At 31.5% G+C, this 25,356-nt stretch carries 27 protein-coding genes; 17 read left to right on the top strand and 10 right to left on the bottom strand.

The window, feature by feature from the left end:
* The first annotated feature begins 4 nt into the window (after positions 1-4).
* Positions 5-391 carry a DUF2306 domain-containing protein gene (locus M890_RS0108535; protein WP_028283133.1) on the top strand — a complete coding sequence of 129 codons (387 nt, stop codon included), beginning with the start codon at positions 5-7 and terminating at the stop codon, positions 389-391.
* A 51-nt stretch (positions 392-442) separates the two neighbouring features.
* On the opposite strand, the gene M890_RS0108530 is transcribed toward M890_RS0108535, so the two are convergent.
* Together M890_RS0108530 and M890_RS0108525 are read right to left on the bottom strand one after the other, a co-directional pair.
* Entirely contained in the window at positions 443-1,234 is a 792-nt protein-coding gene (locus tag M890_RS0108530; protein WP_028283132.1) for an alpha/beta fold hydrolase, read from the bottom strand.
* Positions 1,235-1,272: 38 nt separating this feature from the next.
* Positions 1,273-2,412, bottom strand: a complete 1,140-nt coding sequence (locus M890_RS0108525) for a cysteine desulfurase family protein (protein WP_028283131.1) — start codon at positions 2,410-2,412, stop codon at positions 1,273-1,275.
* 112 nt (positions 2,413-2,524) lie between these two features.
* On the opposite strand from M890_RS0108525, the gene M890_RS0108520 reads away from it, so the two are divergent.
* Positions 2,525-3,481, top strand: a complete 957-nt coding sequence (locus M890_RS0108520; RefSeq protein ID WP_028283130.1) for a hypothetical protein — start codon at positions 2,525-2,527, stop codon at positions 3,479-3,481.
* On the opposite strand, the gene M890_RS0108515 is transcribed toward M890_RS0108520, so the two are convergent.
* On the bottom strand, positions 3,478-4,038 hold the full coding sequence (locus M890_RS0108515; RefSeq protein WP_028283129.1) for a DUF8465 domain-containing protein: 561 nt from the start codon (positions 4,036-4,038) through the stop codon (positions 3,478-3,480). The genes M890_RS0108520 and M890_RS0108515 overlap by 4 nt on opposite strands.
* A complete protein-coding gene (locus tag M890_RS15965; protein WP_051437489.1) occupies positions 4,035-4,247 on the bottom strand; it encodes a hypothetical protein in 213 nt (70 codons plus the stop codon). Before M890_RS15965 ends, M890_RS0108515 begins: the two co-directional genes overlap by 4 nt.
* 208 nt (positions 4,248-4,455) lie before the next feature.
* Between M890_RS15965 and M890_RS0108505 the strand changes: the two genes are divergently transcribed.
* A complete protein-coding gene (locus M890_RS0108505; RefSeq protein WP_028283128.1) occupies positions 4,456-6,252 on the top strand; it encodes a DUF8693 domain-containing protein in 1,797 nt (598 codons plus the stop codon).
* Positions 6,253-6,322: 70 nt separating this feature from the next.
* Here M890_RS0108505 and rocD read toward each other — a convergent pair whose 3' ends face one another.
* Positions 6,323-7,603: an ornithine--oxo-acid transaminase gene (rocD, locus tag M890_RS0108500; RefSeq protein ID WP_028283127.1), complete on the bottom strand. Its 1,281-nt coding sequence runs from the start codon at positions 7,601-7,603 to the stop codon at positions 6,323-6,325.
* A gap of 185 nt (positions 7,604-7,788) precedes the next feature.
* Between rocD and rlmD the strand changes: the two genes are divergently transcribed.
* From rlmD to M890_RS0108485, 3 genes are read left to right on the top strand one after another with little or no spacing between them, the layout of a single operon-like run.
* Positions 7,789-9,201, top strand: a complete 1,413-nt coding sequence (gene rlmD, locus M890_RS0108495) for a 23S rRNA (uracil(1939)-C(5))-methyltransferase RlmD (protein WP_028283126.1) — start codon at positions 7,789-7,791, stop codon at positions 9,199-9,201.
* Positions 9,202-9,213: 12 nt separating this feature from the next.
* Entirely contained in the window at positions 9,214-9,732 is a 519-nt protein-coding gene (locus M890_RS0108490; protein ID WP_157243270.1) for a DUF6452 family protein, read from the top strand.
* A complete protein-coding gene (locus M890_RS0108485; RefSeq protein WP_028283124.1) occupies positions 9,698-10,453 on the top strand; it encodes a DUF6048 family protein in 756 nt (251 codons plus the stop codon). The genes M890_RS0108490 and M890_RS0108485 overlap by 35 nt, the downstream gene beginning before the upstream one ends.
* Here M890_RS0108485 and M890_RS0108480 read toward each other — a convergent pair whose 3' ends face one another.
* Positions 10,454-12,088, bottom strand: coding sequence for a sulfatase-like hydrolase/transferase (locus M890_RS0108480; protein WP_028283123.1), 1,635 nt, complete (start codon positions 12,086-12,088; stop codon positions 10,454-10,456). It lies immediately after the preceding gene.
* Positions 12,088-13,251 carry a THUMP domain-containing class I SAM-dependent RNA methyltransferase gene (locus tag M890_RS0108475; protein ID WP_028283122.1) on the bottom strand — a complete coding sequence of 388 codons (1,164 nt, stop codon included), beginning with the start codon at positions 13,249-13,251 and terminating at the stop codon, positions 12,088-12,090. Before M890_RS0108475 ends, M890_RS0108480 begins: the two co-directional genes overlap by 1 nt.
* A 169-nt stretch (positions 13,252-13,420) precedes the next feature.
* On the opposite strand from M890_RS0108475, the gene M890_RS0108470 reads away from it, so the two are divergent.
* The 3 genes from M890_RS0108470 (at position 13,421) to M890_RS0108460 (ending at position 15,335) form a co-directional block, all read left to right on the top strand.
* Positions 13,421-14,152, top strand: coding sequence for a class I SAM-dependent methyltransferase (locus M890_RS0108470; RefSeq protein WP_028283121.1), 732 nt, complete (start codon positions 13,421-13,423; stop codon positions 14,150-14,152).
* Positions 14,153-14,160: 8 nt separating this feature from the next.
* Positions 14,161-14,832: a ZIP family metal transporter gene (locus M890_RS0108465; RefSeq protein WP_028283120.1), complete on the top strand. Its 672-nt coding sequence runs from the start codon at positions 14,161-14,163 to the stop codon at positions 14,830-14,832.
* A gap of 74 nt (positions 14,833-14,906) precedes the next feature.
* The gene (locus tag M890_RS0108460; protein ID WP_028283119.1) at positions 14,907-15,335 is read left to right on the top strand and encodes a DUF4268 domain-containing protein; all 429 of its coding nucleotides are present in this window, start codon (positions 14,907-14,909) and stop codon (positions 15,333-15,335) included.
* On the opposite strand, the gene M890_RS0108455 is transcribed toward M890_RS0108460, so the two are convergent.
* Positions 15,332-15,610, bottom strand: coding sequence for a DUF983 domain-containing protein (locus M890_RS0108455; RefSeq protein ID WP_232219143.1), 279 nt, complete (start codon positions 15,608-15,610; stop codon positions 15,332-15,334). The genes M890_RS0108460 and M890_RS0108455 overlap by 4 nt on opposite strands.
* A 196-nt stretch (positions 15,611-15,806) precedes the next feature.
* Here M890_RS0108455 and M890_RS0108450 point away from each other — a divergent pair, with 196 nt between their 5' ends.
* Positions 15,807-16,676, top strand: coding sequence for an AraC family transcriptional regulator (locus M890_RS0108450; protein ID WP_028283117.1), 870 nt, complete (start codon positions 15,807-15,809; stop codon positions 16,674-16,676).
* Between the two features lie 30 nt (positions 16,677-16,706).
* Here M890_RS0108450 and trhA read toward each other — a convergent pair whose 3' ends face one another.
* The gene (gene trhA / locus M890_RS0108445) at positions 16,707-17,333 is read right to left on the bottom strand and encodes a PAQR family membrane homeostasis protein TrhA (protein ID WP_028283116.1); all 627 of its coding nucleotides are present in this window, start codon (positions 17,331-17,333) and stop codon (positions 16,707-16,709) included.
* Positions 17,334-17,344: 11 nt separating this feature from the next.
* A complete protein-coding gene (locus M890_RS0108440; protein ID WP_028283115.1) occupies positions 17,345-18,016 on the bottom strand; it encodes a DUF4294 domain-containing protein in 672 nt (223 codons plus the stop codon).
* Between the two features lie 120 nt (positions 18,017-18,136).
* Here M890_RS0108440 and M890_RS0108435 point away from each other — a divergent pair, with 120 nt between their 5' ends.
* The 7 genes from M890_RS0108435 to M890_RS0108405 all read left to right on the top strand — a co-directional run bounded on the left by M890_RS0108435 (position 18,137) and on the right by M890_RS0108405 (position 25,310).
* On the top strand, positions 18,137-19,225 hold the full coding sequence (locus M890_RS0108435; protein WP_028283114.1) for a M42 family metallopeptidase: 1,089 nt from the start codon (positions 18,137-18,139) through the stop codon (positions 19,223-19,225).
* A 77-nt stretch (positions 19,226-19,302) separates the two neighbouring features.
* The gene (locus M890_RS0108430) at positions 19,303-20,469 is read left to right on the top strand and encodes an aminotransferase class V-fold PLP-dependent enzyme (protein ID WP_028283113.1); all 1,167 of its coding nucleotides are present in this window, start codon (positions 19,303-19,305) and stop codon (positions 20,467-20,469) included.
* A 1-nt stretch (position 20,470) separates the two neighbouring features.
* Complete coding sequence (locus M890_RS0108425) at positions 20,471-21,022, top strand: NUDIX hydrolase (protein ID WP_028283112.1); 552 nt, start codon at positions 20,471-20,473, stop codon at positions 21,020-21,022.
* A 9-nt stretch (positions 21,023-21,031) separates the two neighbouring features.
* Positions 21,032-21,706 carry a PrsW family intramembrane metalloprotease gene (locus M890_RS0108420; RefSeq protein WP_028283111.1) on the top strand — a complete coding sequence of 225 codons (675 nt, stop codon included), beginning with the start codon at positions 21,032-21,034 and terminating at the stop codon, positions 21,704-21,706.
* Positions 21,707-21,787: 81 nt separating this feature from the next.
* Entirely contained in the window at positions 21,788-22,273 is a 486-nt protein-coding gene (locus M890_RS0108415; protein ID WP_028283110.1) for a biotin/lipoyl-containing protein, read from the top strand.
* Between the two features lies 1 nt (position 22,274).
* On the top strand, positions 22,275-23,717 hold the full coding sequence (accC, locus tag M890_RS0108410; RefSeq protein WP_028283109.1) for an acetyl-CoA carboxylase biotin carboxylase subunit: 1,443 nt from the start codon (positions 22,275-22,277) through the stop codon (positions 23,715-23,717).
* Between the two features lie 51 nt (positions 23,718-23,768).
* Entirely contained in the window at positions 23,769-25,310 is a 1,542-nt protein-coding gene (locus M890_RS0108405; RefSeq protein ID WP_028283108.1) for an acyl-CoA carboxylase subunit beta, read from the top strand.
* Positions 25,311-25,356 lie beyond the last annotated feature (46 nt).

Here is a 25,356-nt window from a genome sequence, read left to right as displayed (position 1 = left end):
AACCATGTCTTACACTACTTTAATGTACCTTCATTTAGCAACTATACTTCCTGCTTTTGTTTTAGGAACAGTTAGTTTTATTTTTAAAAAAGGAACTAACACTCATAAAATAATAGGCAGAATCTACATGCTACTAATGCTAATTACAGCTATTATAACTTTGTTTATGCCTGCTTTTGTTGGTTCAAGATTTTTAAACCATTTTGGATGGATACACCTGTTTAGTTTTTTAACAATTTACACTGTACCAACAGCCTATATAGCCATTAAAAAAGGAGAGGTTAAACGTCATAAATTTAAAATGATAGGTTTGTATATTGGTGCAATACTTATTGCCGGAACGTTTACGTTTATGCCTGGTCGCTATATGCATAGCTTATTATTTGGGTAAAATTAAACAGAAGTATTAACGATACTTGTTAAAAATGAAACTTACAAACAACTAAATAGCTTCTACCCTATTTTTAATAAAATCTAAACTTGTTTTATTAAATAGTAAAGGTTGCTCGACATTTACCACATGACCACATTTTTCTACTACATATAATATGGAAGTCGAATGTTGACTTACAATATTTTTTATTGAAGGTAAAAACAAATGATCCTCTGCTCCCATAACATAAAGCGTTGGTATTTTAATATCCTTTGCTCTAAAAAAGCGCAATAATGGATTTAACTCAGAGGTTAATTTAAACCACCTTACAAATTCCTTTTGATAAAGCTTTTTAGCTTCGTTAACAAAAAGTAATCTTGACTTTTTATGATTTTTTCTAGGCATAATAATAAAAGCAAAGAGTCTATATAAGTACATATATGGCACTACACTTTTAAAGATAACACCTACTTTTATTAGTATTTGAGATCTAAAATCAAGTTTCATTATGGCACCTCCCATAATCATACTTTTAACTCTAGCAGGATGTTTTTCGGCAATATTCCTAATTAATATAGTACCTAAGGATATACCAACAAAATGCGAGCTTTCAATTTTTAAAAAATCTATAACTTCGACAATATCATTAGTAATAGAATCAAAAGTATATTTAGTATTAAATGCATCTTTTAACTTAGGCTTACTATTACCATGACCTCGTAAATCTAGGATAAGCACGTTAAATTCGGCTTTAAAATCTCGTATTTGCTTATACCATATAGAGCTGCTTCCTCCTGCTCCATGAACAAAAGTTACCCATTCACTAGAATGAGAATGTAAATATGTTGAGTAGTTTAGCAATTATTTTTTTGAATTGTAAAAGTACAATATAAAAATTCTTAAATAAATTCTTTTAACACCTCAATAACATAATCTATTTCTTCCTTTGTATTGTATTTACTAAACGAGAATCTTATTGAAGGTTTTTGCATATCTTCATCACTTAAAATTTGTGATAACACATGACTACCTTGTGCACTTCCACTTTGACAAGCACTACCTTTAGAACAAGCAATACCTTTTAAATCTAGTTGAAACAATAATATTGGTCCTTTTTCTGGCGCTATTGGCAAACATACGTTTAAGACTGTGTAGGTACTTTTATCAAAATCTGCACAGCTTCCGTTAAATGATACTCCAGAAAAGTTTAAAACTAATTTTTCAATAAAGTATTTTTTAAGGTCAGTAATGTAGGCTCTTTCTTCTTCTAAATTCTCATAAGACAATTTTAAAGCTTCTTCTAAACCAACAATATTGTGTACTGCTTCTGTACCTGCACGATATCCACGTTCCTGCTCTCCTCCAAAAATTAAAGGTTTTAATCCAGAGTTTTTTCTAATAAATGCAAAACCAACACCTTTAGGTCCATGAAACTTATGTCCACTAACAGCCATAAAATCTATTGCTAACTCTTGCAAATCTAACTTGTAATGACCCACAGATTGTACAGTGTCACTATGGAACATGGCATTATTAGCTTTACATAATTTACTAACTTTGGCAATATCTAGTATATTACCAACCTCGTTATTAACGTGCATAAGACTAACTAATGTCTTTTGAGAAGATTGTAATAAAGTTTCTAAATGGTTATAATCCACATGACCAGCGTTATCTAAATCTACATAATCAACACTAATCCCATATTCTTTTTCCAATTGTTGTACTGTGTACAACACTGCGTGATGTTCAATCCTTGAAGTAATAATTTTTTTAACACCTAAATCTCTAACAGCACTTAATAAGGCTAGATTATCTGCTTCTGTACCTCCAGATGTAAAGACAATCTCTGATGCAGACACATTTAAATATTTTGCAACCGTCTTTCTAGCTTGCTCAATCATTGCTTTAGCAGAACGTCCAAAACTATGTGTCGAGGAAGCATTACCATAACATTGTTGCATGACTTGCGTCATTTTTTCTATTATTTCTGGTCTTAACTGCGTTGTGGCAGCACTATCAAAATATACTGGTTTCATTGAGAATTTTGCTATTAATGGGCACAAAAATAGTTTAAATAAAATTAATTGCCTTAAGCAGCGTTATAAGTTTGACAATTCTATTATTTTTGTCTTTTAAAATTAAATTATAATGCGTAAAATTTCTGTTTTATTTACCTTGTTTTTAAGCTTTTTATCTTGTGATGATGGAGATATCATAACTACTGAGTTAGAATTTGGAGACACCTTTCAAACGTGTGGTGATTTGGTACTTTACAAAGTAAAAACGGATCCTAACGAAACCTTATCCATACAACTTACAGAACCAGGTTTTACAATTGCAGATTTAATTGAAACCGAAGCCGATCCAGACAATGCTTTGTTACTTAATTTAGTAGCTGAACAAACTACTGATTTTAGCATCGCTAATTTGTTTAAATTTAGAAGTTACACCAGTAATCCTTCTAACTTTTTTTGCAATGATGTACCACCAAGCGGGATACAAATAACTGAAGAGTTTACAGCTAGTAGTGGTAGTGCTTATTTTACAATGGAGTTATTAGAGGATGATAATGATGGTATTCCTGCAGCATTAGAAGATTTAAATGGAAACGGAAACCTTTATGATGATGATACAGATGGTGATGGTTTACCTAACTTTTTAGATGCAGATGATGATGGTGACAACGTCCTAACAATTAGCGAAGGGGTTAATTATGTTGAAGGTATGACGTTAGCCGAACTAAATTTAAACGCAACCAATACGGATTTAGATTTACCTAATGGAGATAATATCCCTAACTATTTAGATAACGATGATGATGGTGATGGTGTACCAACTAGAAACGAAGAAATTAATTCTTTTGATAATAATCCAACTAATGATGTCTCAGGTAGTAGCACAGTTGCAGATTATTTAAATCCTGATTACACTAACAACAATCCACCGACTGCATTTAGAAGTCATACAATAACACAAACGTTTACTGTAACTTTAATTTTAGAAGGTGTTGAGTTTCCTACAATATTATATGAAGAAACTGTTTTTGGAACTTTAGAGGACGCTTCTTTATCAACTACAAGAACCTTAACACCACCATTTATTTAATTTGTATTTGGGTTTTGTAAGATATATACTTCTGTTGCGCCTAAACCATACTTTTTATAATCGGCTTCGTAGTATTTTACGTTATCGTATCTGCTAAATAGGGTTTCTAATTCCATTTTTAAAACACCTTCTCCAACACCATGAATAAATACAATTTTTTGGATGCGTTTTCTTATCGCAAATTCTAATTGTTGTCTTGCAGTATCTAACTGTATTGACAGTTTGTCGTAGCTAGTCATGCCTCTTTCATTATCCACCAAATGATGCAAATGCAAATCTACTTCCATGGTAGGCTGATAACGCTCTTTAGCCTTGACCTTTGTTGTTGTACGACGTTTTTTTTCTGTTTTTTCAGATAAAACATCAGATAATGATGCAGAGTCAAAAACATTATCTTTTAAAGTTGATGACTTTGTTTTAACTAATTCTGTAGCGTTAAAATCTAAATCAAACCCTTCATCAGTTTCAATAGTTATAACATCTCCTTTAATAAAAGTTACTATTCCAGATAATACATCATCCAAAACATCTACCGTATCTCCAATTTCAAATTTCATTCCTCTTCATCAATAATTTCAGATTCAACAAACGATTCTTTTTCTTTTTTACTAGGTATAGTTGATTGGACTTTAAATAGTCCAAACATTAAAACCATGATTCCAAATATTAAAACCAGTACATTTTGCTGTTCGTTAGCATTAGCATATATAGCAATTACAGCACCAATTACAATAAACAGGTAATATAATTTAGGTGATTTTAACATAGTTTAGGTATTCAGTTTTTATGTCGCAAATTTAATCTTTTATTTATTGTCCAATAAAAAAACTATTAAATACTAGCTAAATTATTTATATCTAAAAATAAAAAAACAGAAACACTAAAGTGCTGATAATAAACCACTAACAATGTTAAATTAATCTATTTCATCACAATGGTTAACTAAATTTTTTAGCTTTGTAAAAAAATAGAATATGAAACCTACTTTCTACCTATTAATACTAATTTTAATTTGCCAACAATCCTCTGCACAGATAACGGTTAGAAACGATGCCTATATTTTTGGAAACGACGTAGTCATTTACGTGGCGGATGATATTAATTTAAAAGAAGCAAATACCAACTTATACCTACGTAATGAAGCCCAAATCATACAAGGTGCTGGTAATACAGGTAATTCTGGTTTAGGGAGACTTAGTGTCTACCAAGAAGGTACTGTAAATAATTACGCATATAATTATTGGTCTTCTCCTGTTGGAAATGTAACTACAAATACTGTTGGAAATTCGCCTTTTATACCTAATCAAAATATTTTTGACGTAGTTGATTTAACCACTAGCAATTTAGCTGGTTACAGTACTTCAGGTTACAATGGTACAAGCAGTCCCTTAAATATTGAAAGTTATTGGCTATGGAAATATAATCCTGGAGCAACTTATAGCGATTGGGATTTTGTAGGTCAATCAGGAACTGTAGATGCTGGATATGGTTTCTCCATGAAAGGAACTATTGGCTCTAGTGCTGCGTCTGGACAATTATACGATTTTAGAGGTAAACCTAACGAGGGAGAAATTAATACAGCTGTTGTTTTAGGACAAGAAACCTTAATAGGTAACCCATATCCTTCTGCTTTAGATGCGCGTGCTTTTATACATGATCCAAACAATGTACCTTTATTAGACTCTGGTACGCTATATTTTTGGGAACAAGACCAAACGATAAGCTCTCATATTTTAGAAGCTTACAGAGGTGGTTATGGGTCGTTTACTATTACCGCTTCCGGAACTGTTGGATCTTATGTACCTCCAACCTTTAATGCTTACAATTCTGACGGAACATTAAATACTACAGGTACTTCGTCAACATCAGGAAAACAAGTCAGACGCTATATACCAATTGGACAAGGTTTTATGGTAAAAGGTGCTGCTACAGGATCTCTTTTAACCTCTGATAGTCATCGTGTTTTTTATAGAGAATCTGGAACCAATAGTGAGTTTTATAGAACCTCAGTCCAAAACCAAACAAATCATGACGATCAAGTATATGAAATCCAATACGATAATAATGGATTGCAAATATTACCTTCAGACTATAAAAGGTTTAGATTAAATATTGATTTTAACAATCTTTATACTAGGCAATTATTACATAATTTTCACGAAACTGCTACAACAAATTTTGATTATGGTTTAGAAAGCAAAGTGTTTTCTACTCTAAATACTGATGCCAATTGGGTACAAAATAACGAAGCTTACAATATTAAAGCAGATAACTTTGAAGTTGATTTAACAATTCCTTTAAGTCTTAAATTAAACAATCAACAATTAATAAGGTTCAGAATTTTTGATGTTCAAAATTTTGAAAGCGCTCAACCTATTTACATACACGATATATTAGAAAACGTGTACGTTAATTTAAAAGAACAAGACTTTGAAGTAAACTTACCAGCAGGAGAATATAATAATCGTTTTGAGATTGCTTTTCAAAAAGCAATCTCGTTATCAAATCATGAATTTACTGAGGCTTCATTTATAATTCTTCAAGAAAATAATTTAAACCAGCTAATTATTAAAAACCCAAATACTATTGCATTAAAATCAGTCAAACTTTTTGATATTACAGGTAAACAGATTTTTTATAAATCAGATATGGAAAACAAAACAAGAGTTACTTTTTCGACCAAAAACTTAAGCGATGGTGTTTATGTTACTAAAATTGAAACTAAAGATGGAAGTACTATTAGTAAAAAAGTAATCATCTCTAATAAATAGATTAAAAATATTATACTAAACAAAAAAGACTGTCAATGACAGTCTTTTTTTTATTTAAAATCGTATTAAATTACTTTTCAAATTGTTTTAAAGTACTTGTAATAATACTAACACAATCCAATAATTGCGCTTTAGTCATTACTAAAGGTGGTGCAAATCTAATAATGTTTCCGTGTGTTGGTTTAGCTAATAAACCATTATCACGTAAAGCAATACAAATGTTCCATGCAGTGTCACTATCTTCTGTATCATTAATTAAAATAGCATTAAGCAACCCTTTACCTCTAACCGATTTTACAATATTTGAAGTCTCGATAAATTTAGATAATTCAGCTCTAAATATTTCTCCTAAATCAAAAGCGTTTTGTGCTAACTTTTCATCCTTAATAACCTCTAAAGCTGCAGTACCAATTGCTGCTGCTACAGGATTACCACCAAAAGTACTACCATGATTACCAGGTTTAATAACATTCATTACATTATCATTAGCTAATACAGCACTTACAGGATATGCACCACCTGATAACGCTTTACCTAAAATTAAAATATCAGCTTTAACTTCTGGAGTACCAGAACAATGTTTGTCTGCACAAGTACAATTACCACAAGTTGCTAATAAGCGTCCTGTTCTAGCAATACCTGTTTGCACTTCGTCTGCAATAAATAAAACGTTATGCTTTTCACATAATGCTTTTGCTTTTGCTAAATAGCCTTCACTTGGCACATAAACTCCAGCTTCACCTTGGATAGGTTCTACTAAAAATCCAGCAACATTTTTGTTATTAGTTAATACTTCTTCTAAAGCTTGAAGATTATCGTATTCAATTTTAATAAATCCATTAGTATAAGGTCCAAAGTTTTTACGTGCTACAGGATCGTTAGAAAACGATATAATTGTAGTCGTACGACCATGAAAGTTGTTTTCGCAAACAACAATTTCTGCTTCGTTTTCATCTATTCCTTTAACTTCATAAGCCCATTTTCTACATAGTTTTAAAGCAGTCTCAACCGCTTCAGCTCCTGTATTCATTGGTAATAACTTATCGTAGTTAAACGTTTCAGTAGCAAATTTTTCAAATTTACCTAACATGTCATTATAAAAAGCACGCGACGTTAACGTCAATGTTTGTGCTTGTTTAACCATTGCTCCTACAATTTTAGGATGACAATGTCCTTGATTAACAGCAGAGTATGCTGATAAAAAATCATAATATTTTTTTCCTTCTACGTCCCAAACATATACACCTTCCCCTTTGCTTAACACGACAGGTAGTGGATGGTAATTGTGTGCTCCGTATTTGTTTTCTAAGTCCATCGCTTCTTGCGACGTTAATTGGTTTAAAACAGCCATTTTTTTTATTATTTAAAAAGTTATAAAGTAGCCATTCCTTCTGTACCTTTATCCTTTCGAAAGCTCGAAAATTCAGCGTGGGAGAGAAATCATCCCTAAGAAGTTGCAAATTAATAAATATAACTTGCTAATTAAAATTATTGTGTGTAGTTTTTTACTAATAAAAAAGAAAGTACTTTTGCCACATGGCTAGAAAAAATACAAGAAAACAAATATTTACAAATGTCGAGGTTATAGATGCAGCTGCAAAAGGTAAAACTGTAGCTAAAGCACCTGATGGACGTGTTATATTTTTACCAAATGCAGTACCAGGAGATATTGTAGATGTACAAACTTTTAAAAAACGTAAGGCTTATTTTGAAGGTAAGGCTACCGTGTTTCATAAACTTAGTGATAAACGTACTACTCCAGAGTGCCAACATTTTGGTGTTTGTGGTGGTTGTAAGTGGCAAGATATGGGTTATGAGCACCAATTATTTTACAAACAAAAGGAAGTTACCAATAACTTAACAAGGATTGGTCACTTAGATTTACCTGAAGTAACACCTATTTTAGGTTCTGCAGAACAATATTTTTACAGAAACAAAATGGAATTTTCTTTTAGTGATTCTAGATGGTTAACCTTAGAAGAGGTCCAATCTGATCAAGACTTAGGAGACAGAAATGCCTTAGGTTTTCATATTCCAGGAATGTGGGACAAAATTTTGGACATTAAAAAGTGTCATTTACAAGCCGATCCTTCTAATGCGATTAGAAATGCTGTTAAAGATTTTGCAATAAAAAATAATCTGGAGTTTTTTAATACAAGAAATCAAACAGGATTACTACGTACTATGATGATACGCACATCATCAACTAGTGATATAATGGTTGTCATTCAGTTTTTTAAAGAAGATAAAGCTAAACGTGAACTATTATTAGATTATGTTGCTGAAACATTCCCAGAAATTACTTCATTACAATATATTATTAACGAAAAAGCTAATGATACTATTTACGATCAAGATGTGATTTGTTATAAAGGTGAAGATCATATTTTTGAAGAAATGGAAGGTTTAACTTTTAAAATTAATGCTAAATCGTTTTACCAAACTAACTCTAATCAGGCTTTTGAGCTATATAAATTAACACGTGATTTTGCCGATTTAAAAGGCGACGAGCTTGTTTACGATTTATATACTGGTACAGGTACCATTGCACAATTTGTGTCTAAAAAAGCTAAAAAAGTAGTTGGTGTCGAGGCTGTTCCAGATGCTATTAGTGCTGCAAAAGAAAATGCTGAACGCAATAATATTACTAATTGCGAGTTTTTTGTAGGAGACATGAAAAACGTATTTAATCAAGAGTTTATTAATACTCATGGTCAACCTGACGTAATTATAACAGATCCACCTAGAGATGGTATGCATAAAGATGTTGTACAGCAAATATTAAACATAGCTCCTAAAAAGGTAGTTTACGTAAGCTGTAATAGTGCTACACAAGCCAGAGATTTAGCTTTAATGAAAGCGCAATACGTTATAACTAAAGTGCAAGCAGTAGATATGTTTCCGCAAACACATCATGTTGAAAATATTGTACTTTTAGAAAAGAAATAGCTTTTTAAGTTTATGAAAAAAATAAAATTAATTCTACTTACACTTTGTTGCATTAGTCTTTTGACTTGCGAACGTGACGATTTGTGTCCAGAAACCACACCTACAACACCTAGCTTAGTTATTGGCTTTTTTAATAATGCTTTGCCAGAAAACCCAAAAACTGTAAATGATTTATACGTTATTGGTTTAGATAACGACAATGTGTTACCAGGTTATAGTGTTGTTGATGTAGATGAATTAATTTTACCGCTAAGAACTGACCAAAATAGCACAACCTTTACTTTAATTAGTGACACTGTTTTAGATACGGATGGTATTGTGACATCTGGTAATAGTGATACCGTTACAATAACTTATGAAACTGAAGATGTTTACGTCTCTAGAGCATGTGGTTACAAAACCATATTTAATAACGTCATAGTAGCTATAGATGGTGGAACGGATGGTAATTGGATCATACTAGCACAACCAGAAAATGATAATTTAACAATTGAAGATGAAACAACAACACACTATTACTTTAACCATTAGTCTATTATTGTGCTTATGTTTCTCACTACAAGCACAAGAGGAAGATCTTATTACTAAAAAAGATACAGTCAAGTTAAAATACGGTTTAAGAATAGGAACTGACGCTAGTAAATTAATTAGAACCGCTTTAGATGATGAGTATTCTGGGTTTGAACTAAATGCGGACTACAGACTTACTAGAGATTGGTTTTTGGCAGGAGAAATCGGTACAGAAGAAAAAATAACGACTAATGACTATTTGAGCGTTACAGCCAAAGGAAGCTATTTTAAAGCAGGTGTTGATTATAATATGCACAATAATTGGGATGGTTTAGATAATATGATTTATACTGGTTTTAGACTTGGCGCAAGCACTTTTAGTCAAACTAGGAATAACTATACTATATATAACACAGATCAATATTGGCAACCACAATTTTCAAGCACAGAAACTGAGGAATATTCTGGTCTGTCTGCATTATGGATTGAGTTGATTATTGGTATTAAAGCAGAAGTTTTAAATAACTTATATTTTGGAATAAACGCACAACTAAAAGGTATGATAACGCAAGATCAACCTGTTGGTTTTGAAAATTTATTTGTTCCAGGTTTTAATAAAACGTTTGACTCTGGTCGTATTGGTGTTGGATATGGTTATAGTGTATCTTATTTAATACCTTTATTTAAAAAAAATAAATCTAAAACTGTTAAAAAGAAAGATGAGGAAAAGGAAATAGAATAATTAATTTTCTAACGTCTTCAATCTTAAGTCATAATCTTCATTATCCCTAATTAATCTAGGTTTTCTAAAAAAACGGTCACTAAAAACACTTTTAGCACTATCCATTTGCTTAAAATTTATTTTAGCCAAATCAGCAAAGCTATAGATAAAATCTTCCAAATTATAGGCTCGCTTTGTAAAGTTGTTATAGCGCTTGGTTTGATTAAAGTTTAATTTATATTCATCAGATAACCATGCTATAAATGGTACCTCATACATTGGCCTAGTTGCTTGATATTCATTATGACCAATAAAATCTATAGTATCAAATAACTCATCTCCATGATCAGAAAAATATAGAACAAAACTATTTGTGTTTTGTTGCCTAACTTTATCTATAACTGAATTTACTACATTATCATTATATCTAATCGCATTATCATATTCATTAATCAATTTAAATGCTTGGTCATGCTTAAACTTTGTATTTAAACTATTATCCTTAAAATAATTATAAGATTCAGGAAAACGACTAGAATAACGACCATGCGTACCAATTAGATGCAGGAATATTATTTTTTGCTTACTAGGCTTTTCTAATACTTTATCTAATATTGGTAAAAGTGCTTCGTCATAAATAATGTCATCAGAATTATCCGTAGCGACAAAATATTTTTCCTTGGCTGCATTAGCAATAATTGACGAGATACGCTCATGCAAACCAACTGGTCTTTGATTAGAAATCCAATAAGTGTCATATCCTGCAGCATTTGCCAATTGAACAATAGACGTGTTATTTTTTTTATTAGGTGCATGCATATCAGAAAGCGTCAATATCTTATCCAAAGACATTACAGTATGTACATGAGGAGAAATAACACTATCAAAAACAATTAGCTGTTCTCTAATTTTAGATAATTTAGGGTTGGTTGGTCGGTTATAACCATATAATTGCATATGCCAATTTGAAGTAGCCTCTCCAATAATCACAACATGAGTTTGTGCAGTTGTGTCAATTTTAGCCACATTAACATAGTTAGAAACAGGCTTAGCTAAATCTGTTTTTAAATCTTTACGTAAACTAATAAATTCAGAATAGCTTGTAATACTGGTTACAACAATATTTTCAGCATCAAAACGCTTGTTTATAGCATAACTAGAAGCGACAACAGTACTAATAGCTAAAACACTTATATATCTAAATCGTCCAGAAATATTAGTTTTAACAAGTAACCATTTAGCAAATACAGGCAATATTATAGTAAACAGAATGGCTAGACCAAAAACAAATCCATCAAAATAATTTGATAAAAAATCAGAACTTTCAGTCGTATCTGTTTCAAAAATTACAAAAAGTGCCGAAGCACTAATTTTTACACCATAATTATGGTAAAAACTAAGCTTTACAAACACTAAAAACGACAGTAACGTTAAAAAAATTAGACTTAAAAATTGTCTAACTTTATTACTACTAAATATAACTGTAATACTAAAAACGATAAGCGTCAAAAACCCAAATCCAATAACTTCTTTTATATAAATAAGACTTTCTGGTATTACAAAAACCCCTAATAAAATCAGTCCAAATAATGGGATACTAATAATACTTGCTAACTTAAATAGAGATATGATATTTTTAGTTAGTTTATTTTTCATTAGTCTTTATCCATGTACTTCCCTTTTTTACTTCCAGCATAAATCTCGTATTTAACTAATCTCGAGTCTAACATCGCATTCATTAGATGGATTTTTCTAGACGGTCGTAAACCTACATGCTTTAAAGCATCTAAATTTGAAGTTATAAACCAAGCATTGGTATTAGGATAATTTTGTTTTAAAGTATCTCCAATGTTTTTGTAAAAACTTTCCATTTCAATATCTAAACGTTCTCCATAAGGTGGATTAAAGACCATATGTAGTTTAGACTCTCCTCCTCTTTGGGTCTTAAAAAAGTCCTCGTGTTGTATGGTTATAAAATCTTCTAAATGTGCATTTGCAATGTTTTCTTTAGCCTTAGCTACAGCACTTGGAGACTTATCATAACCAATTATTTTATGATGAAAATCTCTAGTTTTTTTAATTAAAGACTCTTCTATTTTTTCAAATAAATCAACATCCCAATCATTCCAACGTTCAAAAGCAAACTCTTTACGCATTAAGTTTGGTGGTATGTTACAAGCTATCATTGCTGCTTCTGCTAATATAGTACCACTACCACACATAGGATCTATTAAATCTGATTGTCCATCCCAACCTGATAACATAATAATTCCTGCTGCTAAAACTTCGTTAATAGGTGCAATGTTAGTTGCTAATTTGTAACCACGTTTGTGTAAGGAATCTCCAGAAGAATCTAACGAGATATTACATTGTTCTCTATCTATATGGACATTAATTTTGACATCTGGAAATTTTAAATCCACATTAGGACGCTCACCTGTTTCGTCTCTAAACTTATCTACAATAGCATCTTTAGTTTTTTGTGCAATGTATAACGAGTGTGTAAAAACGGTAGAGTTTATTGTAGCATCCACTGCTAAAGTACCAGTAGGCTTTAAATAAGGTGTCCAATCCATTTTATACACTTGATCGTATAAATCTTGTTCTGTTTTTATCTTAAAACTATGTATTGGTTTTAAAATTTTAGTAGCAGTACGTAGCGCTAAATTTGCTTTGTACATAAACCCTTTATCTCCAGAAAAACTAACGTTACGCACACCTACTTTTATGTTTTGTGCGCCAAGTTGTCTAAGCTCTTTTGATAGTAACTCTTCAAAGCCAAATAAAGTTTTGGCAACCATATTGAAATTTTCTTCCATTCTTTTCGTCTATTACCTTGCAAAAATACTCTATTTTTGTCGGAAATATAACCTTTATAAATAATTGGGTTAAGGATGGAGCAATTTGTTTGAGCTCCTCGCAGAGAGCGAGTTGCGAGAGCCTGTTAAACTGGAGCTTAAGCGGAAGTTTAAACCCCAAAAAAAATATATGAATAAAAACGAAAATAAATGGTACGCATCTTGGTTTGATAGTCCATTTTACCACATACTTTACAAAGACAGAGATCATACTGAAGCTGAGACTTTTATGTCTAATTTGACGGATTATTTGAATGTTCCGGAACATGGGAAAATTTTAGATTTGGCTTGCGGAAAAGGTCGTCATGCAGTGTATTTAAACTCCATTGGATACGATGTTGTTGGTGCAGATTTGTCTGAAAACAGTATTAATTACGCCAAACAATTTGAAAACGATAGCTTACACTTTAAAGTACATAATATGTGTCAGCCTTTTGGCGAAACTTTTGATGCTGTGTTTAACCTATTTACCAGTTTTGGATATTTTGAAAACGAATCTGATAATTTAGCAACGATAAAAGCGATTAAAGCTAATTTAAACGCATTTGGTTTTGGTGTTATTGACTTTATGAATACCGAATACATTATAGAAAACTTAGTGCCTGAAAATACTAAAACGGTTGAAGGGATTGACTTTTTACAAAAAAGACGTGTGGAACATGGTTACATAATTAAAGACATTAGCTTTACTTTTGAAGGTGAAAACTACCAGTTTCAGGAACGTGTAAAAGCGTTTAGCCTTGCAGATTTTGAAGCTTTATTTGAACAAGCTGGAGTCTATTTGTTAGATGTTTTTGGAGATTATAAGCTTAGTAAATTTCATAAAAAAACGTCCGAACGTTTAATCATGATTTTTAAATAATTGAGGACATGAAAAATTTTTTATTACCAATTATCGCTGTTGTTTTAGGTTTTTTAATCGTGCTAGTATTTAAACCAAAACATAACCGTAATCTTAAATTATTACTTGCTTTTAGTGGTTCTTTTTTATTATCTATAACTGTATTTCATTTTTTACCAGAAGTCTATAATAGTGAAGGCAAACCTATTGGATTGTTTATTATGATTGGTATTTTGTTGCAAATAATTTTAGAATTTTTCTCTAAAGGTGCAGAACATGGTCATGTACATATTAATAAAAATAGTGTGGAATTTCCGTGGTTATTATTTATTAGTTTAAGTATCCATAGTGTTTTAGAAGGCATCCCAATTGAAGCACACGATCATTTAATTTATGGTATAATCATCCATAAATTACCTGTTGCTATAATATTATCAACTTTTTTCTTAGCGTCTAATTTAAGCAAAAGTAAAATTGTTTTATTTTTACTATTGTTTGCATTAATGACGCCTTTAGGTGTGTTTTTATCAACACAATTTCAGTTTTTTGAAAACTATTATTACGAAGTTTCTGCCTTAGTTATTGGTATATTTTTACATATTAGTACTACCATTTTATTTGAAAGTAGCGAAGGTCATAAATTTAATTTAGCAAAACTAAGTACCATTGTTTTGGGTATTGTAATTGCCTATTTAATTTAATGTTTTAGTAATTTCTTGATTTAAGAATTTGAAATCATAACAATAAAGATTTCATCCAATACAGTATTAAAATTATGTTTTCTAAAGAAGAATCCAGACAAATTAAAGAACTATTTTGGACCAGTTTTGGTAAGTCATTTCCCAGAAAATGGATATTATATAACACTAAACTAAAAGGCTTAAGCTTAAAATTTTATTTTGATAATAAAAAAGCCTTGATAGCGCTTGACTTAGAAGACGACCTAGAAAACCGAATTAACTACTGGGAAAAATTAGTGGCTTTAAAATCTATTTTAATAGAGGATTACTTACCTGAGGCTATATATGATGAAGAATTTTTATTAGATAATGGTAAAGAAATATCACGTATTTATGTGCCTTTAGGTCACAAAGTATCTATCCATAATAAAAATACATGGCAGGAAGTTATGGTGTTTTTTAATACACATATGACCCTTTTAGAAGCTTTTTTTGAAGAATATAAAGACGTTATTGAAGGTTAGTCTAACTTGTTAATTGTACTTTTTAAAGGTTTTATATAAAATAAATGAACCCAAATAGATCGTGCTATTTTATAATTTAAGGTGCTTAAAAACAACGCGATTAGCGCTATTATTAAAAAGACTTTTAATGGCGAAAAGTCTATTATTTGCCAGAATATTACCAAACTTATAATCATTTGTCCTACAGCAAGTGCGTAACTAACAAACATAGCTCCAAAAAAGAAACCTGGCTCTTTTTCAAACTTAAAATCACACACCTCACACTTTGTTTTCATTTCGGGTATTTTGAACAATAATATATTACCACGATTGCTAAACATTTTTCCTTTTTTACAATTAGGACATTTGCATTGTATAACATTTAAAACCATACTCATAAAATTGTAATATTAATATTGCAAAACTAAGTATATATGATATATTTGAAATTATAATAATAACGCTAGTTTTTGTAATTTTAAGACATTTTATATGAAAATACCTGTATTAAAAATAAATCAGTTTAAGGAAAATAAGACCTTAAAAAACGTATATGTCAATGATTTTTTTAATCATATACAGATAAATAAAAACTTGATTACCACACCACATAGTCATAATTTTCATTTATGTGTCTTATTTACTAAAGGCACAGGAACGCATGAAATTGATTTTAATAGTTATACCATTTCACCTGGTAAGGTGTTTTTTTTAAAACCAGGTCAAACACACTCTTGGAGATTTGACACTAATCCGGAAGGTTATATCTTTTTTCATACACAGGATTTTTATGATCTTAATTTTTTAAGTCATGGATTGGATTCGTTTCCGTTTTATTACTCATATCAAAACCCTCCAATACTTCAATTAGACCATAATCACATAGTAAATATTAAGACTAAATTTGATAATTTATTTAAAGAATATTCTAGTAATAATCTTTTAAAAGAATTAAAGATTGTCACAATTATTAGTAGTATTTATATTGATTTAACTAGGGTTTATACAGCACATGTAAAACCTGAAAACTTAATAACCTCTAGTTATTCTAAAATATTAGAGCAGCTAGAAATCTTGATTAATCAATATTTTTACACGGAAAAGCTACCTAGTTTTTATGCTGATAAATTAAACATTACAACCAAACATTTAAACAGAGTAGTCAAACAAACTTTAAATAAAACCACTAGTCAATTAATTTCTGATAGGATATTACTAGAAGCCAAACGACTAATTGTACATTCTAACAATAATTTGGCTCAAGTTGCCAATACTTTAGAGTTTTCTGACTATGCCTATTTTTCTAAATTTTTTAAATCTAAAACAGGCATAACTCCTTTAGCTTTTAAAAAGAAATATTAAGTGAAGTATTGCGATTAAAACTAGACGGATTTAAATGACGTAAAACAGTATCATAAAAAAATGGAAAATAGCACCAGCTAAAACAAATAAATGCCATATAACGTGATTGTAAGGTATTTTTTCGATAGCATAAAAAACTATACCTACTGTATAAGATAAGCCTCCTGCCATAAGTAAAACAATTCCATTAGAATCCATTAAATTAGACAGTGTAGCAAAATCAAAAACTACTAACCAACCCATAACTAAATACAATAAAGTTGAAAAAGTATTGAAGCGTCCAGTAAAAAACAACTTTAAAACCACTCCAAAAGCAGCGATTCCCCAAACAATATAAAACAGCATCCAACCTAAACTTTGCTCTAAGGTAATTAACAAAACAGGCGTGTAAGTTCCTGCTATTAATAAGTAAATACTAACATGATCTACAATTCTAAAATAGTGTTTCTTTTTTTCGTCAGTAATTATATGATATAATGTAGATGCTGTAAATAAGATTATTATGGATAATCCATAGACAATTACACTAAATAAACTGTAGTCTGTTTTTTTGGTTTCAAAAACTATTAATAATACCAAAGCTACAATCCCAAAAGCAGCACCTATACCATGCGTTAATGCGTTTAATTTTTCTTCAAAAGGTGTTTGTTTTCGCATTGCCTGTGTTTTTATTCAGTTTTAGACCATTTATTAGACAACTTAAAATATTCAAAATTTAAAGGTGACTTAACTAGTTTTAATTGACCATTTTGCGATGCTCTTATTAAAATATCTTCTATCAAATAATCTTCCTCTACGTTTTCTGGATCATACTCACGCTTTAAGGAGATATTAAATAAATAGGCTGTGCTATTAAACCAAAAAGCTCTCCATCCACTGCGCAACTCTTTAATTAAATCAAAAGTCGTTTTACCTGTTTGTCTGTGTATTAATTTAACTAAAATTTGACCTTCAGTTCTGGTTAACTTTTTAAGCTCGTCTGAAAACTCTTCTTCTATATATTTTTGCACTTTTTTAGCATACTTTTTCTTATCACGTTTTTTGTCTAATGACTGTAATCTAGTATTTAAAGCATTTAACCTATCTGCTGCTAACTTAGCATAAGGATACACTTTTAAGGTTTTACGTCCTAAAATAAGGTAACGTCTCCTGTCTTCTTTAGATTTAAATGAAAGCTTATCCAATATCATAACTTCATCTAAATAGATAGATTTTTGGGGTATAGAGTCGCCTTGTATAATTATATATTCTACTTCTGTAGAATCTTGTTCAATAAAATCATCCTCTTGTCCAACAAGAAATGTAGGTATGCATAATAATATAAAAATGATGTATTTCATAAATCAATAACTACTAAAACTATTCCAAAACTGAAACTTATACTGTAAAATTAAGAATTAACGTATTGCTAACTATTAAATAAGTGTGAATATTGTTATTTTAGACAAAAATTAAATTAAATGGCAACAAAAAGCATACTAAATAAAAAGTCTATGGACTTTTTAGAAACATATTTAAACAATGCATCACCTACAGGATACGAATGGGATGGTCAAAAAATATGGATGGATTACCTAAAACCATATGTAGACGAGTTTTTTACTGACACCTACGGAACAGCTGTTGGAGTAATAAATCCTGATGCTAAATTTAAAGTTGTAATTGAAGGTCATGCAGACGAAATCTCTTGGTACGTAAACTATATTTCTGATAACGGATTAATTTATGTGGTTAGAAATGGAGGTAGCGACCACCAAATTGCACCTAGTAAAATAGTTAATATTCATACTAAAAACGGTATAGTTAAAGGTGTTTTTGGATGGCCTGCAATACATACACGTGATAAATCTAAAGAAGAAGCACCAAAACCAGACAACATTACCATTGATGTTGGTGCAAAAGATAAAGAAGAAGTCTTAAAAATGGGTGTGCACGTTGGATGTGTCATTACTTATCCAGATGAGTTTCATATTTTAAATGGCGACAAATTTGTTTGTCGTGCTTTAGATAACCGTATGGGTGGTTTTATGATTGCTGAAGTAGCACGTTTGCTTAAAGAAAACAAAAAAACATTACCATTTGGACTTTACATCACAAACTCGGTTCAAGAAGAAATTGGTTTACGTGGTGCACAAATGATTACGGAAACAATCAAACCAAACGTAGCAATAGTAACAGATGTAACACATGATACGTCTACACCAATGATAGACATGAAAGTACAAGGTCATGTCGAAATTGGTAAAGGTCCTGTTGTTGCTTACGCACCTGCTGTACAACAAAAATTACGTGATTTAATTACGGATACTGCAGATGATAATAAAATACCGTTTCAACGTGCTGCTTTAAGTAGAGCAACAGGAACTGATACTGATGCATTTGCATACAGTAATGGTGGTGTTGCTTCTGCACTAATCTCTTTACCATTACGCTACATGCACACGACTGTAGAAATGGTACACCAAGATGATGTTGAAAACGTTATTAAATTAATTTATGAAACATTACTTAAAATTGAAGATGGCGAAACATTTTCTTATTTTAAATAATCAGTTTTGATTATTTAAATACAAATAACTTAAAATAATTAAAGCCTCTTTTTGAGGCTTTTTTTTATCTTTATACTATGGCTTTAAAACAACAAAAACACTTATTTGATTTACCAGAAGACGTCACGTATTTAAATATAGCATCACAATCGCCTACATTTAATACGATACATCAAGCCGGTTTAGATGGATTACAACAAAAAAGAAGACCTTACTTAATAACAGGCTCTGATTATTTTGAACCTGTAAAACAACTTAAATCTTTATTTGCACAACTTATTGATGAAGACGATTATAACCGTATTGCTTTAATTCCGTCAGCATCTTATGGTATTGCAACAGTGACACATAATATTGTTTTAAAACCAACCGACGAAATTTTGATTATTGACCAGCAGTTTCCTAGTAATTACTATTCCTGGAAAAGATTAGCAGATCAATATCAAGCAACTATTAGAGTTGTAAAAGCACCTTTAGATGCAGAAAACATTGGTCAACAATGGAATTTAGATATCATAAAAGCTATAAATACTAATACCGCTGTGGTAGCCATGGGACATATCCATTGGTCTAACGGAACGCTATTCGATTTAAAAACAATACGAGAAAAATCTAAACTACACGAAGCCTTATTAATTATTGATGGTAGCCAGAGTATTGGCGCTTTACCATTCTCTGTTAAAGAGTTACAACCCGATGCATTGATTTGTGCAGGCTACAAATGGTTATTTGGTCCGTATGGTTGTGGTTATGCTTATTTTAGTAAAACGTTTGATAACGGAATTCCGCTTGAAGAAAATTGGTGTAATCGTATAAATAGCGACAACTTTTCAGGCTTAACAAACTACCAAGAACAATATAAGCCATTAGCCAATCGCTATTCTGCAGGAGAAAGTGCCAGCTTTATAAACGTAAAAATGCAAATCGCAGCACTACAGCAAGTTTTAGAATGGACACCTAAAGCCATACAACACTATTGTAAAACAATAACACAAAAAGCTGTTCAAGAATTAAGAGCATTAGGATTTCAGATTGAAGATGATGATTACAGAACGCATCATTTATTTGGCATTAAATTACCAGAAAACATAACACCCGAAAGTGTAAAACAAACATTGGCTGATCATAATATTTATGTTTCCTTCCGGGGAAATTACATTAGATTGTCTAGTCATGTTTTTAATACAACTGAAGATTTTAAAACACTAATCGCTTGCTTTTCTTCTTTAATTAAAACAACTTAACATGGACGAAACAATTGATATTGTTGACAAAAATGGACTTCCAACTGGAGAGACCGCTTTAAAATCTGTCATTCATACTAAAGGTTATTTACATAATACCGCACACATTTGGTTTTATACTAATGATGGTAAAATATTACTCGCACAACGCGCAGCATCAAAATCAATCTATCCTTTACTTTGGGATGTATCTGTTGCTGGGCACATTGATGCAGGAGAATCTATTGAGAATGGTGCCATTAGAGAAATTAAGGAAGAAATTGGATTACAAATAAAACCTACTGATTTAGAAAAAATTGGTGTTTTTGAGTGCTTTCAAAGTTATCCAAATGGGATAAAGGACAACGAGTTCCATAATACTTACATTGTTCAGTTAGAAGTTCCTATAGCGTCTCTAACACCTCAAGAGGAAGAAGTCCAAGCTTTAAAACTTGTTACAATTTCCACATTTAAAACTCTTCTAGAAAATAGTAAAATTAACGGTCATTTTGTTGCAAGTAATTACAACTATTATATAAAAGTACTAAACTATATTTCTAAAAAAACATCATAAATTAGCGCAATGCAACTACTATTAATGGCTTTAGCGCCAATTGTTATTATCATATTTTACATTTATCTAAAAGATAAGTACGAGAAAGAACCTAAACGACTATTAATAATCTCGTTTTTATTAGGTGCTATTGTCAGCATTATTATCACTACACTACTCTACTCTGTATTTAATATATTAGTCCCATTAGCGGATAAACTTAGTATTTGGGAACAATTTAAACAAGCTTTTTTCGTGGTTGGTTTTTCTGAAGAATTAAGCAAGTTTTTAATCGTATTGCTTTTTGCACAACGCCATAAAGAGTTTAATGAACCCTTTGACGGAATAGTTTACGCTGTCATGGTATCTATGGGATTTGCTGCAACCGAGAACATCATGTACGTCATGCAAAGTGGACCAGCAACAGCAATTGCCAGAGCTTTTACCGCAGTGCCTGCACATGCTACCTTTGGTATATTAATGGGCTATTTTATGGGTAAAGCAAAATTTGCACCTAACAAATTATACTTAAATTTATTAGGCTTATTTTTTGCTATTTTATTTCATGGTGCCTACGACTTTTTCTTGTTTATAGACTTTGTTCCAGGTATTTGGGTTGGTGCATTTGTATCGCTAGCTATCGGAATTTTTCTTTCTAGAAAAGCTATTAAATACCATCAAAACAGCTCTGTATTTAAAACATAAACCCACAGTTTTATTTTTAAAGTTTAAATTTCACTAAAACGTTATAGTTACTTATCTTTATGCCTCATAATTTTAGACAAAATGAGCCAAAAATTTAATGTAAAAACAAATGGTCTTAATCAATTTGAAATAGACTCAGATGTTATAAAAAACATTGATTCTGTTGAAGTTAAACAGAATACATTTCATCTTTTAGACAACAACAAACCTTTTAAAATCGAAATCACTGATAGTGATTTTCTTAAAAAAGCGTACTCCGTAAAAGTTAATAACAACCTATATACCGTTCAAATCGAAGACCAATTGGATGCTTTAATAAAAGCAATGGGATTTGAAGTTGGTGCTTCCAAAAAAATTGATAACATAAAAGCACCAATGCCAGGATTAATCTTGGATATTATGGTAAAGCCTGGAGACGAAGTCTCAGTAAATACACCTTTACTTATCCTGGAAGCTATGAAAATGGAAAACAGTATTGTATCGCCTAGAGATGGTGTTATAAAGTCTGTAACAGGAACAAAAGGAAGTACTGTAGATAAAGGTGAATTGTTAATTGAATTCGAATAAAATGAAAAAAATACTAGTCGCCAATCGTGGCGAAATCGCAATAAGAGTCATGAGTACAGCCCAGAAAATGGGAATTAAAACCGTAGCAGTTTACTCTACTGCAGATCGTAATGCGCCTCACGTAAAATTTGCTGACGAAGCTGTTTTAATTGGAGAAGCACCTTCTAATCAATCATATTTATTAGGCGATAAAATTATAGAGGTTGCCAAAAGCTTAAATGTTGATGGTATACATCCTGGTTATGGTTTTTTAAGTGAAAATGCAGATTTTGCAGAGCTTTGCGAAAAAAACAACATCACCTTTATCGGACCAAAATCGCATGCTATTAGAGTTATGGGTAGTAAACTAGCAGCAAAAGACGCTGTTAAAGGTTATGACATACCCATGGTACCAGGAACAGATCAAGCTATTACAGATATTGCTGAAGCTAAAAAAATAGCTAAGACTATTGGCTTTCCTATTTTAATAAAAGCCTCTGCTGGAGGTGGTGGAAAAGGAATGCGTGTAGTAGATAAAGAAGACGAATTTGAATCTCAAATGAATCGCGCTATTAGTGAAGCAGTTAATGCTTTTGGAGATGGTTCTGTTTTTATTGAAAAATATGTAGGATCGCCTCGTCATATCGAAATTCAAGTCATGGCAGATACACATGGTAATGTCATTCATCTTTTTGAACGCGAATGTAGTATACAACGTCGCCATCAAAAGGTGGTTGAAGAAGCGCCAAGTGTAGTTTTAACGCCTGAATTAAGAGAGGAAATGGGACAAGCTGCTATAAAAGTAGCTAAAGCATGTGATTATGTTGGTGCTGGAACAGTTGAGTTTTTATTAGATGAAAACAAAAATTTCTATTTCCTTGAAATGAATACAAGACTACAAGTAGAACATCCTGTATCAGAGATTATCGCTGGTGTTGACTTAGTAGAACTACAAATAAAAGTGGCACGTGGCGAAGCTTTAGACATACAGCAATCTGATTTAAAAATTAATGGTCACGCTTTAGAATTACGTATTTATGCTGAAGATCCTTTAAACGATTTTTTACCTAGCGTTGGGCATTTAGACGTGTATAAACTTCCGGAAGGAAAAGGGATAAGAGTGGATAATGGTTTTGAACAAGGTATGGATATCCCGATCTACTACGATCCAATGTTAGCTAAGTTAATTACTTACGGTAAAACACGTGAAGAAGCCATGCAATTAATGCGTCAAGCTATTGCAGATTACGATGTTAAAGGTATCGCAACTACATTGCCTTTTGGGACGTTTGTATTTAATCATGAGGCGTTTAAATCTGGGAACTTTGATACCCATTTTGTGAAAAAATACTATTCTCCTGAAGCTTTAAAACAAGATGCAGAACACGAAGCTAAATTAGCTGCGCTTTTTGCTGTAAAACAGTATCTAGAGGACCAAAAGCAATTAAGACTACCAACTAATTAGATAATTACATAACGTATAGCGTTTACGACCATACGTGATTAAAATAGAGATATGGAATCTAAAATAAAAACCCTAAACGAAAAACTTGAGCTATCCAAATTAGGTGGTGGTCAAGCTAGAATAGATAAACAACACCAAAAGAAAAAATTAACAGCCCGAGAACGTGTTACTTATTTAATGGACGAAGGCTCTTTTGAAGAGATTGGAGCATTAGTAACCCACAGAACGGTTGATTTTGGAATGCAAAATCAAAAATTTTATGGTGATGGTGTTATTACAGGTTACGGAACAATAAATGGTAGATTAGTGTATGTTTTTGCGCAAGACTTTACAGTTTTTGGAGGTGCGTTGTCTGAAACACATGCCGAAAAAATTTGTAAAATAATGGACTTAGCACTTAAAGTTGGTGCGCCTTTTATTGGTCTTAACGATTCTGGTGGTGCACGTATACAAGAAGGTGTTAGATCCTTAGGTGGATATGCAGATATTTTTCATAGAAATGTAAAAGCATCTGGTGTAATACCACAACTATCTGCTATTATGGGTCCATGTGCTGGAGGAGCTGTTTATAGTCCTGCAATGACAGATTTTACTATGATGGTAGAGGACACCAGTTATATGTTTGTTACAGGTCCAAACGTTGTTAAAACAGTTACTAACGAGGAAGTGACCAGCGAAGAACTTGGTGGAGCAAGTACACACTCGACTAAATCTGGTGTAGCACACGTCACATCGTCTAACGATATAGAATGTCTAGAAGATGTTAAACGTTTACTTAGCTATTTACCACAAAGCAATTTAGAAAAACCTAAAGATTTACCCTTTGAGTTAGGTGAAGAGGTTAGAGAAGAACTTAAAACAATTATTCCTAACAATGCCAATAAGCCATATGACATGCATAATGTTATAAAAGGCATAATTGATACGGATAGTTTTTTTGAAATCCATAAAGATTTTGCCCAAAACATTATTGTTGGATTTGCAAGAATTGGTGGGAAAAGCGTTGGTATTGTAGCCAACCAACCCTTATTTTTAGCAGGTGTTTTGGATGTAAATAGTTCGCGTAAAGCAGCAAGATTTACACGATTTTGTGATGCCTTTAATATTCCGTTATTAGTGTTAGTAGATGTACCAGGCTTTTTACCAGGAACAGATCAAGAATGGAACGGAATTATAGTGCATGGTGCAAAACTATTATATGCTTTAAGCGAAGCGACAGTACCTAAAGTAACTGTAATTACAAGAAAAGCTTATGGTGGTGCTTACGATGTTATGAACTCTAAACACATTGGAGCGGACTTAAATTATGCTTGGCCAAGTGCTGAAATTGCAGTTATGGGAGCAAAAGGTGCAAGTGAAATTATTTTTAGAAAAGAAATAAAAGAATCAGACAATCCTGAAGAAAAACTTTTAGAAAAAGAAGCCGAATATGCTGAGCTGTTTGCTAATCCTTATAAAGCTGCAGAACGTGGTTTTATAGATGAAGTTATTCTTCCTGAAAACACTAGACGTAAATTAATAAAAGCGTTTAAAATGTTAGAACATAAGGAAGAAGTTTTACCAAATAGAAAACATGGTAATATTCCTTTATAGAAAAAAATAATACATAAAGAAAGCATAAAAAAAGAGCCTCAATTGA

Origin of the sequence: Olleya marilimosa CAM030 (assembly GCF_000518485.1) — a bacterium.
Lineage (GTDB): Bacteria > Bacteroidota > Bacteroidia > Flavobacteriales > Flavobacteriaceae > Olleya > Olleya marilimosa.
Note: the sequence above shows the minus strand (reverse complement) of the source record. Positions and strands in the feature narration are given on the sequence as shown.

Coding starts and splice junctions, on each gene's coding strand:
- M890_RS0108415 (WP_028283110.1), top strand. CDS start 21,788: ATGAGCCAAAAATTTAATGTAAAAACAAATGGTCTTAATCAATTTGAA.
- M890_RS0108485 (WP_028283124.1), top strand. CDS start 9,698: ATGAAACAACAACACACTATTACTTTAACCATTAGTCTATTATTGTGC.
- M890_RS0108505 (WP_028283128.1), top strand. CDS start 4,456: ATGAAACCTACTTTCTACCTATTAATACTAATTTTAATTTGCCAACAA.
- trhA (WP_028283116.1), bottom strand. CDS start 17,333: ATGCGAAAACAAACACCTTTTGAAGAAAAATTAAACGCATTAACGCAT.
- rocD (WP_028283127.1), bottom strand. CDS start 7,603: ATGGCTGTTTTAAACCAATTAACGTCGCAAGAAGCGATGGACTTAGAA.
- M890_RS0108450 (WP_028283117.1), top strand. CDS start 15,807: ATGAAAATACCTGTATTAAAAATAAATCAGTTTAAGGAAAATAAGACC.
- M890_RS0108420 (WP_028283111.1), top strand. CDS start 21,032: ATGCAACTACTATTAATGGCTTTAGCGCCAATTGTTATTATCATATTT.
- M890_RS0108515 (WP_028283129.1), bottom strand. CDS start 4,038: ATGAAATTTGAAATTGGAGATACGGTAGATGTTTTGGATGATGTATTA.
- M890_RS0108475 (WP_028283122.1), bottom strand. CDS start 13,251: ATGGAAGAAAATTTCAATATGGTTGCCAAAACTTTATTTGGCTTTGAA.
- M890_RS0108470 (WP_028283121.1), top strand. CDS start 13,421: ATGAATAAAAACGAAAATAAATGGTACGCATCTTGGTTTGATAGTCCA.
- M890_RS0108460 (WP_028283119.1), top strand. CDS start 14,907: ATGTTTTCTAAAGAAGAATCCAGACAAATTAAAGAACTATTTTGGACC.
- M890_RS0108535 (WP_028283133.1), top strand. CDS start 5: ATGTCTTACACTACTTTAATGTACCTTCATTTAGCAACTATACTTCCT.
- M890_RS0108440 (WP_028283115.1), bottom strand. CDS start 18,016: ATGAAATACATCATTTTTATATTATTATGCATACCTACATTTCTTGTT.
- M890_RS0108455 (WP_232219143.1), bottom strand. CDS start 15,610: ATGAAAACAAAGTGTGAGGTGTGTGATTTTAAGTTTGAAAAAGAGCCA.
- M890_RS0108490 (WP_157243270.1), top strand. CDS start 9,214: ATGAAAAAAATAAAATTAATTCTACTTACACTTTGTTGCATTAGTCTT.
- M890_RS0108425 (WP_028283112.1), top strand. CDS start 20,471: ATGGACGAAACAATTGATATTGTTGACAAAAATGGACTTCCAACTGGA.
- M890_RS15965 (WP_051437489.1), bottom strand. CDS start 4,247: ATGTTAAAATCACCTAAATTATATTACCTGTTTATTGTAATTGGTGCT.
- accC (WP_028283109.1), top strand. CDS start 22,275: ATGAAAAAAATACTAGTCGCCAATCGTGGCGAAATCGCAATAAGAGTC.
- M890_RS0108430 (WP_028283113.1), top strand. CDS start 19,303: ATGGCTTTAAAACAACAAAAACACTTATTTGATTTACCAGAAGACGTC.
- rlmD (WP_028283126.1), top strand. CDS start 7,789: ATGGCTAGAAAAAATACAAGAAAACAAATATTTACAAATGTCGAGGTT.
- M890_RS0108520 (WP_028283130.1), top strand. CDS start 2,525: ATGCGTAAAATTTCTGTTTTATTTACCTTGTTTTTAAGCTTTTTATCT.
- M890_RS0108465 (WP_028283120.1), top strand. CDS start 14,161: ATGAAAAATTTTTTATTACCAATTATCGCTGTTGTTTTAGGTTTTTTA.
- M890_RS0108435 (WP_028283114.1), top strand. CDS start 18,137: ATGGCAACAAAAAGCATACTAAATAAAAAGTCTATGGACTTTTTAGAA.
- M890_RS0108480 (WP_028283123.1), bottom strand. CDS start 12,088: ATGAAAAATAAACTAACTAAAAATATCATATCTCTATTTAAGTTAGCA.
- M890_RS0108405 (WP_028283108.1), top strand. CDS start 23,769: ATGGAATCTAAAATAAAAACCCTAAACGAAAAACTTGAGCTATCCAAA.
- M890_RS0108525 (WP_028283131.1), bottom strand. CDS start 2,412: ATGAAACCAGTATATTTTGATAGTGCTGCCACAACGCAGTTAAGACCA.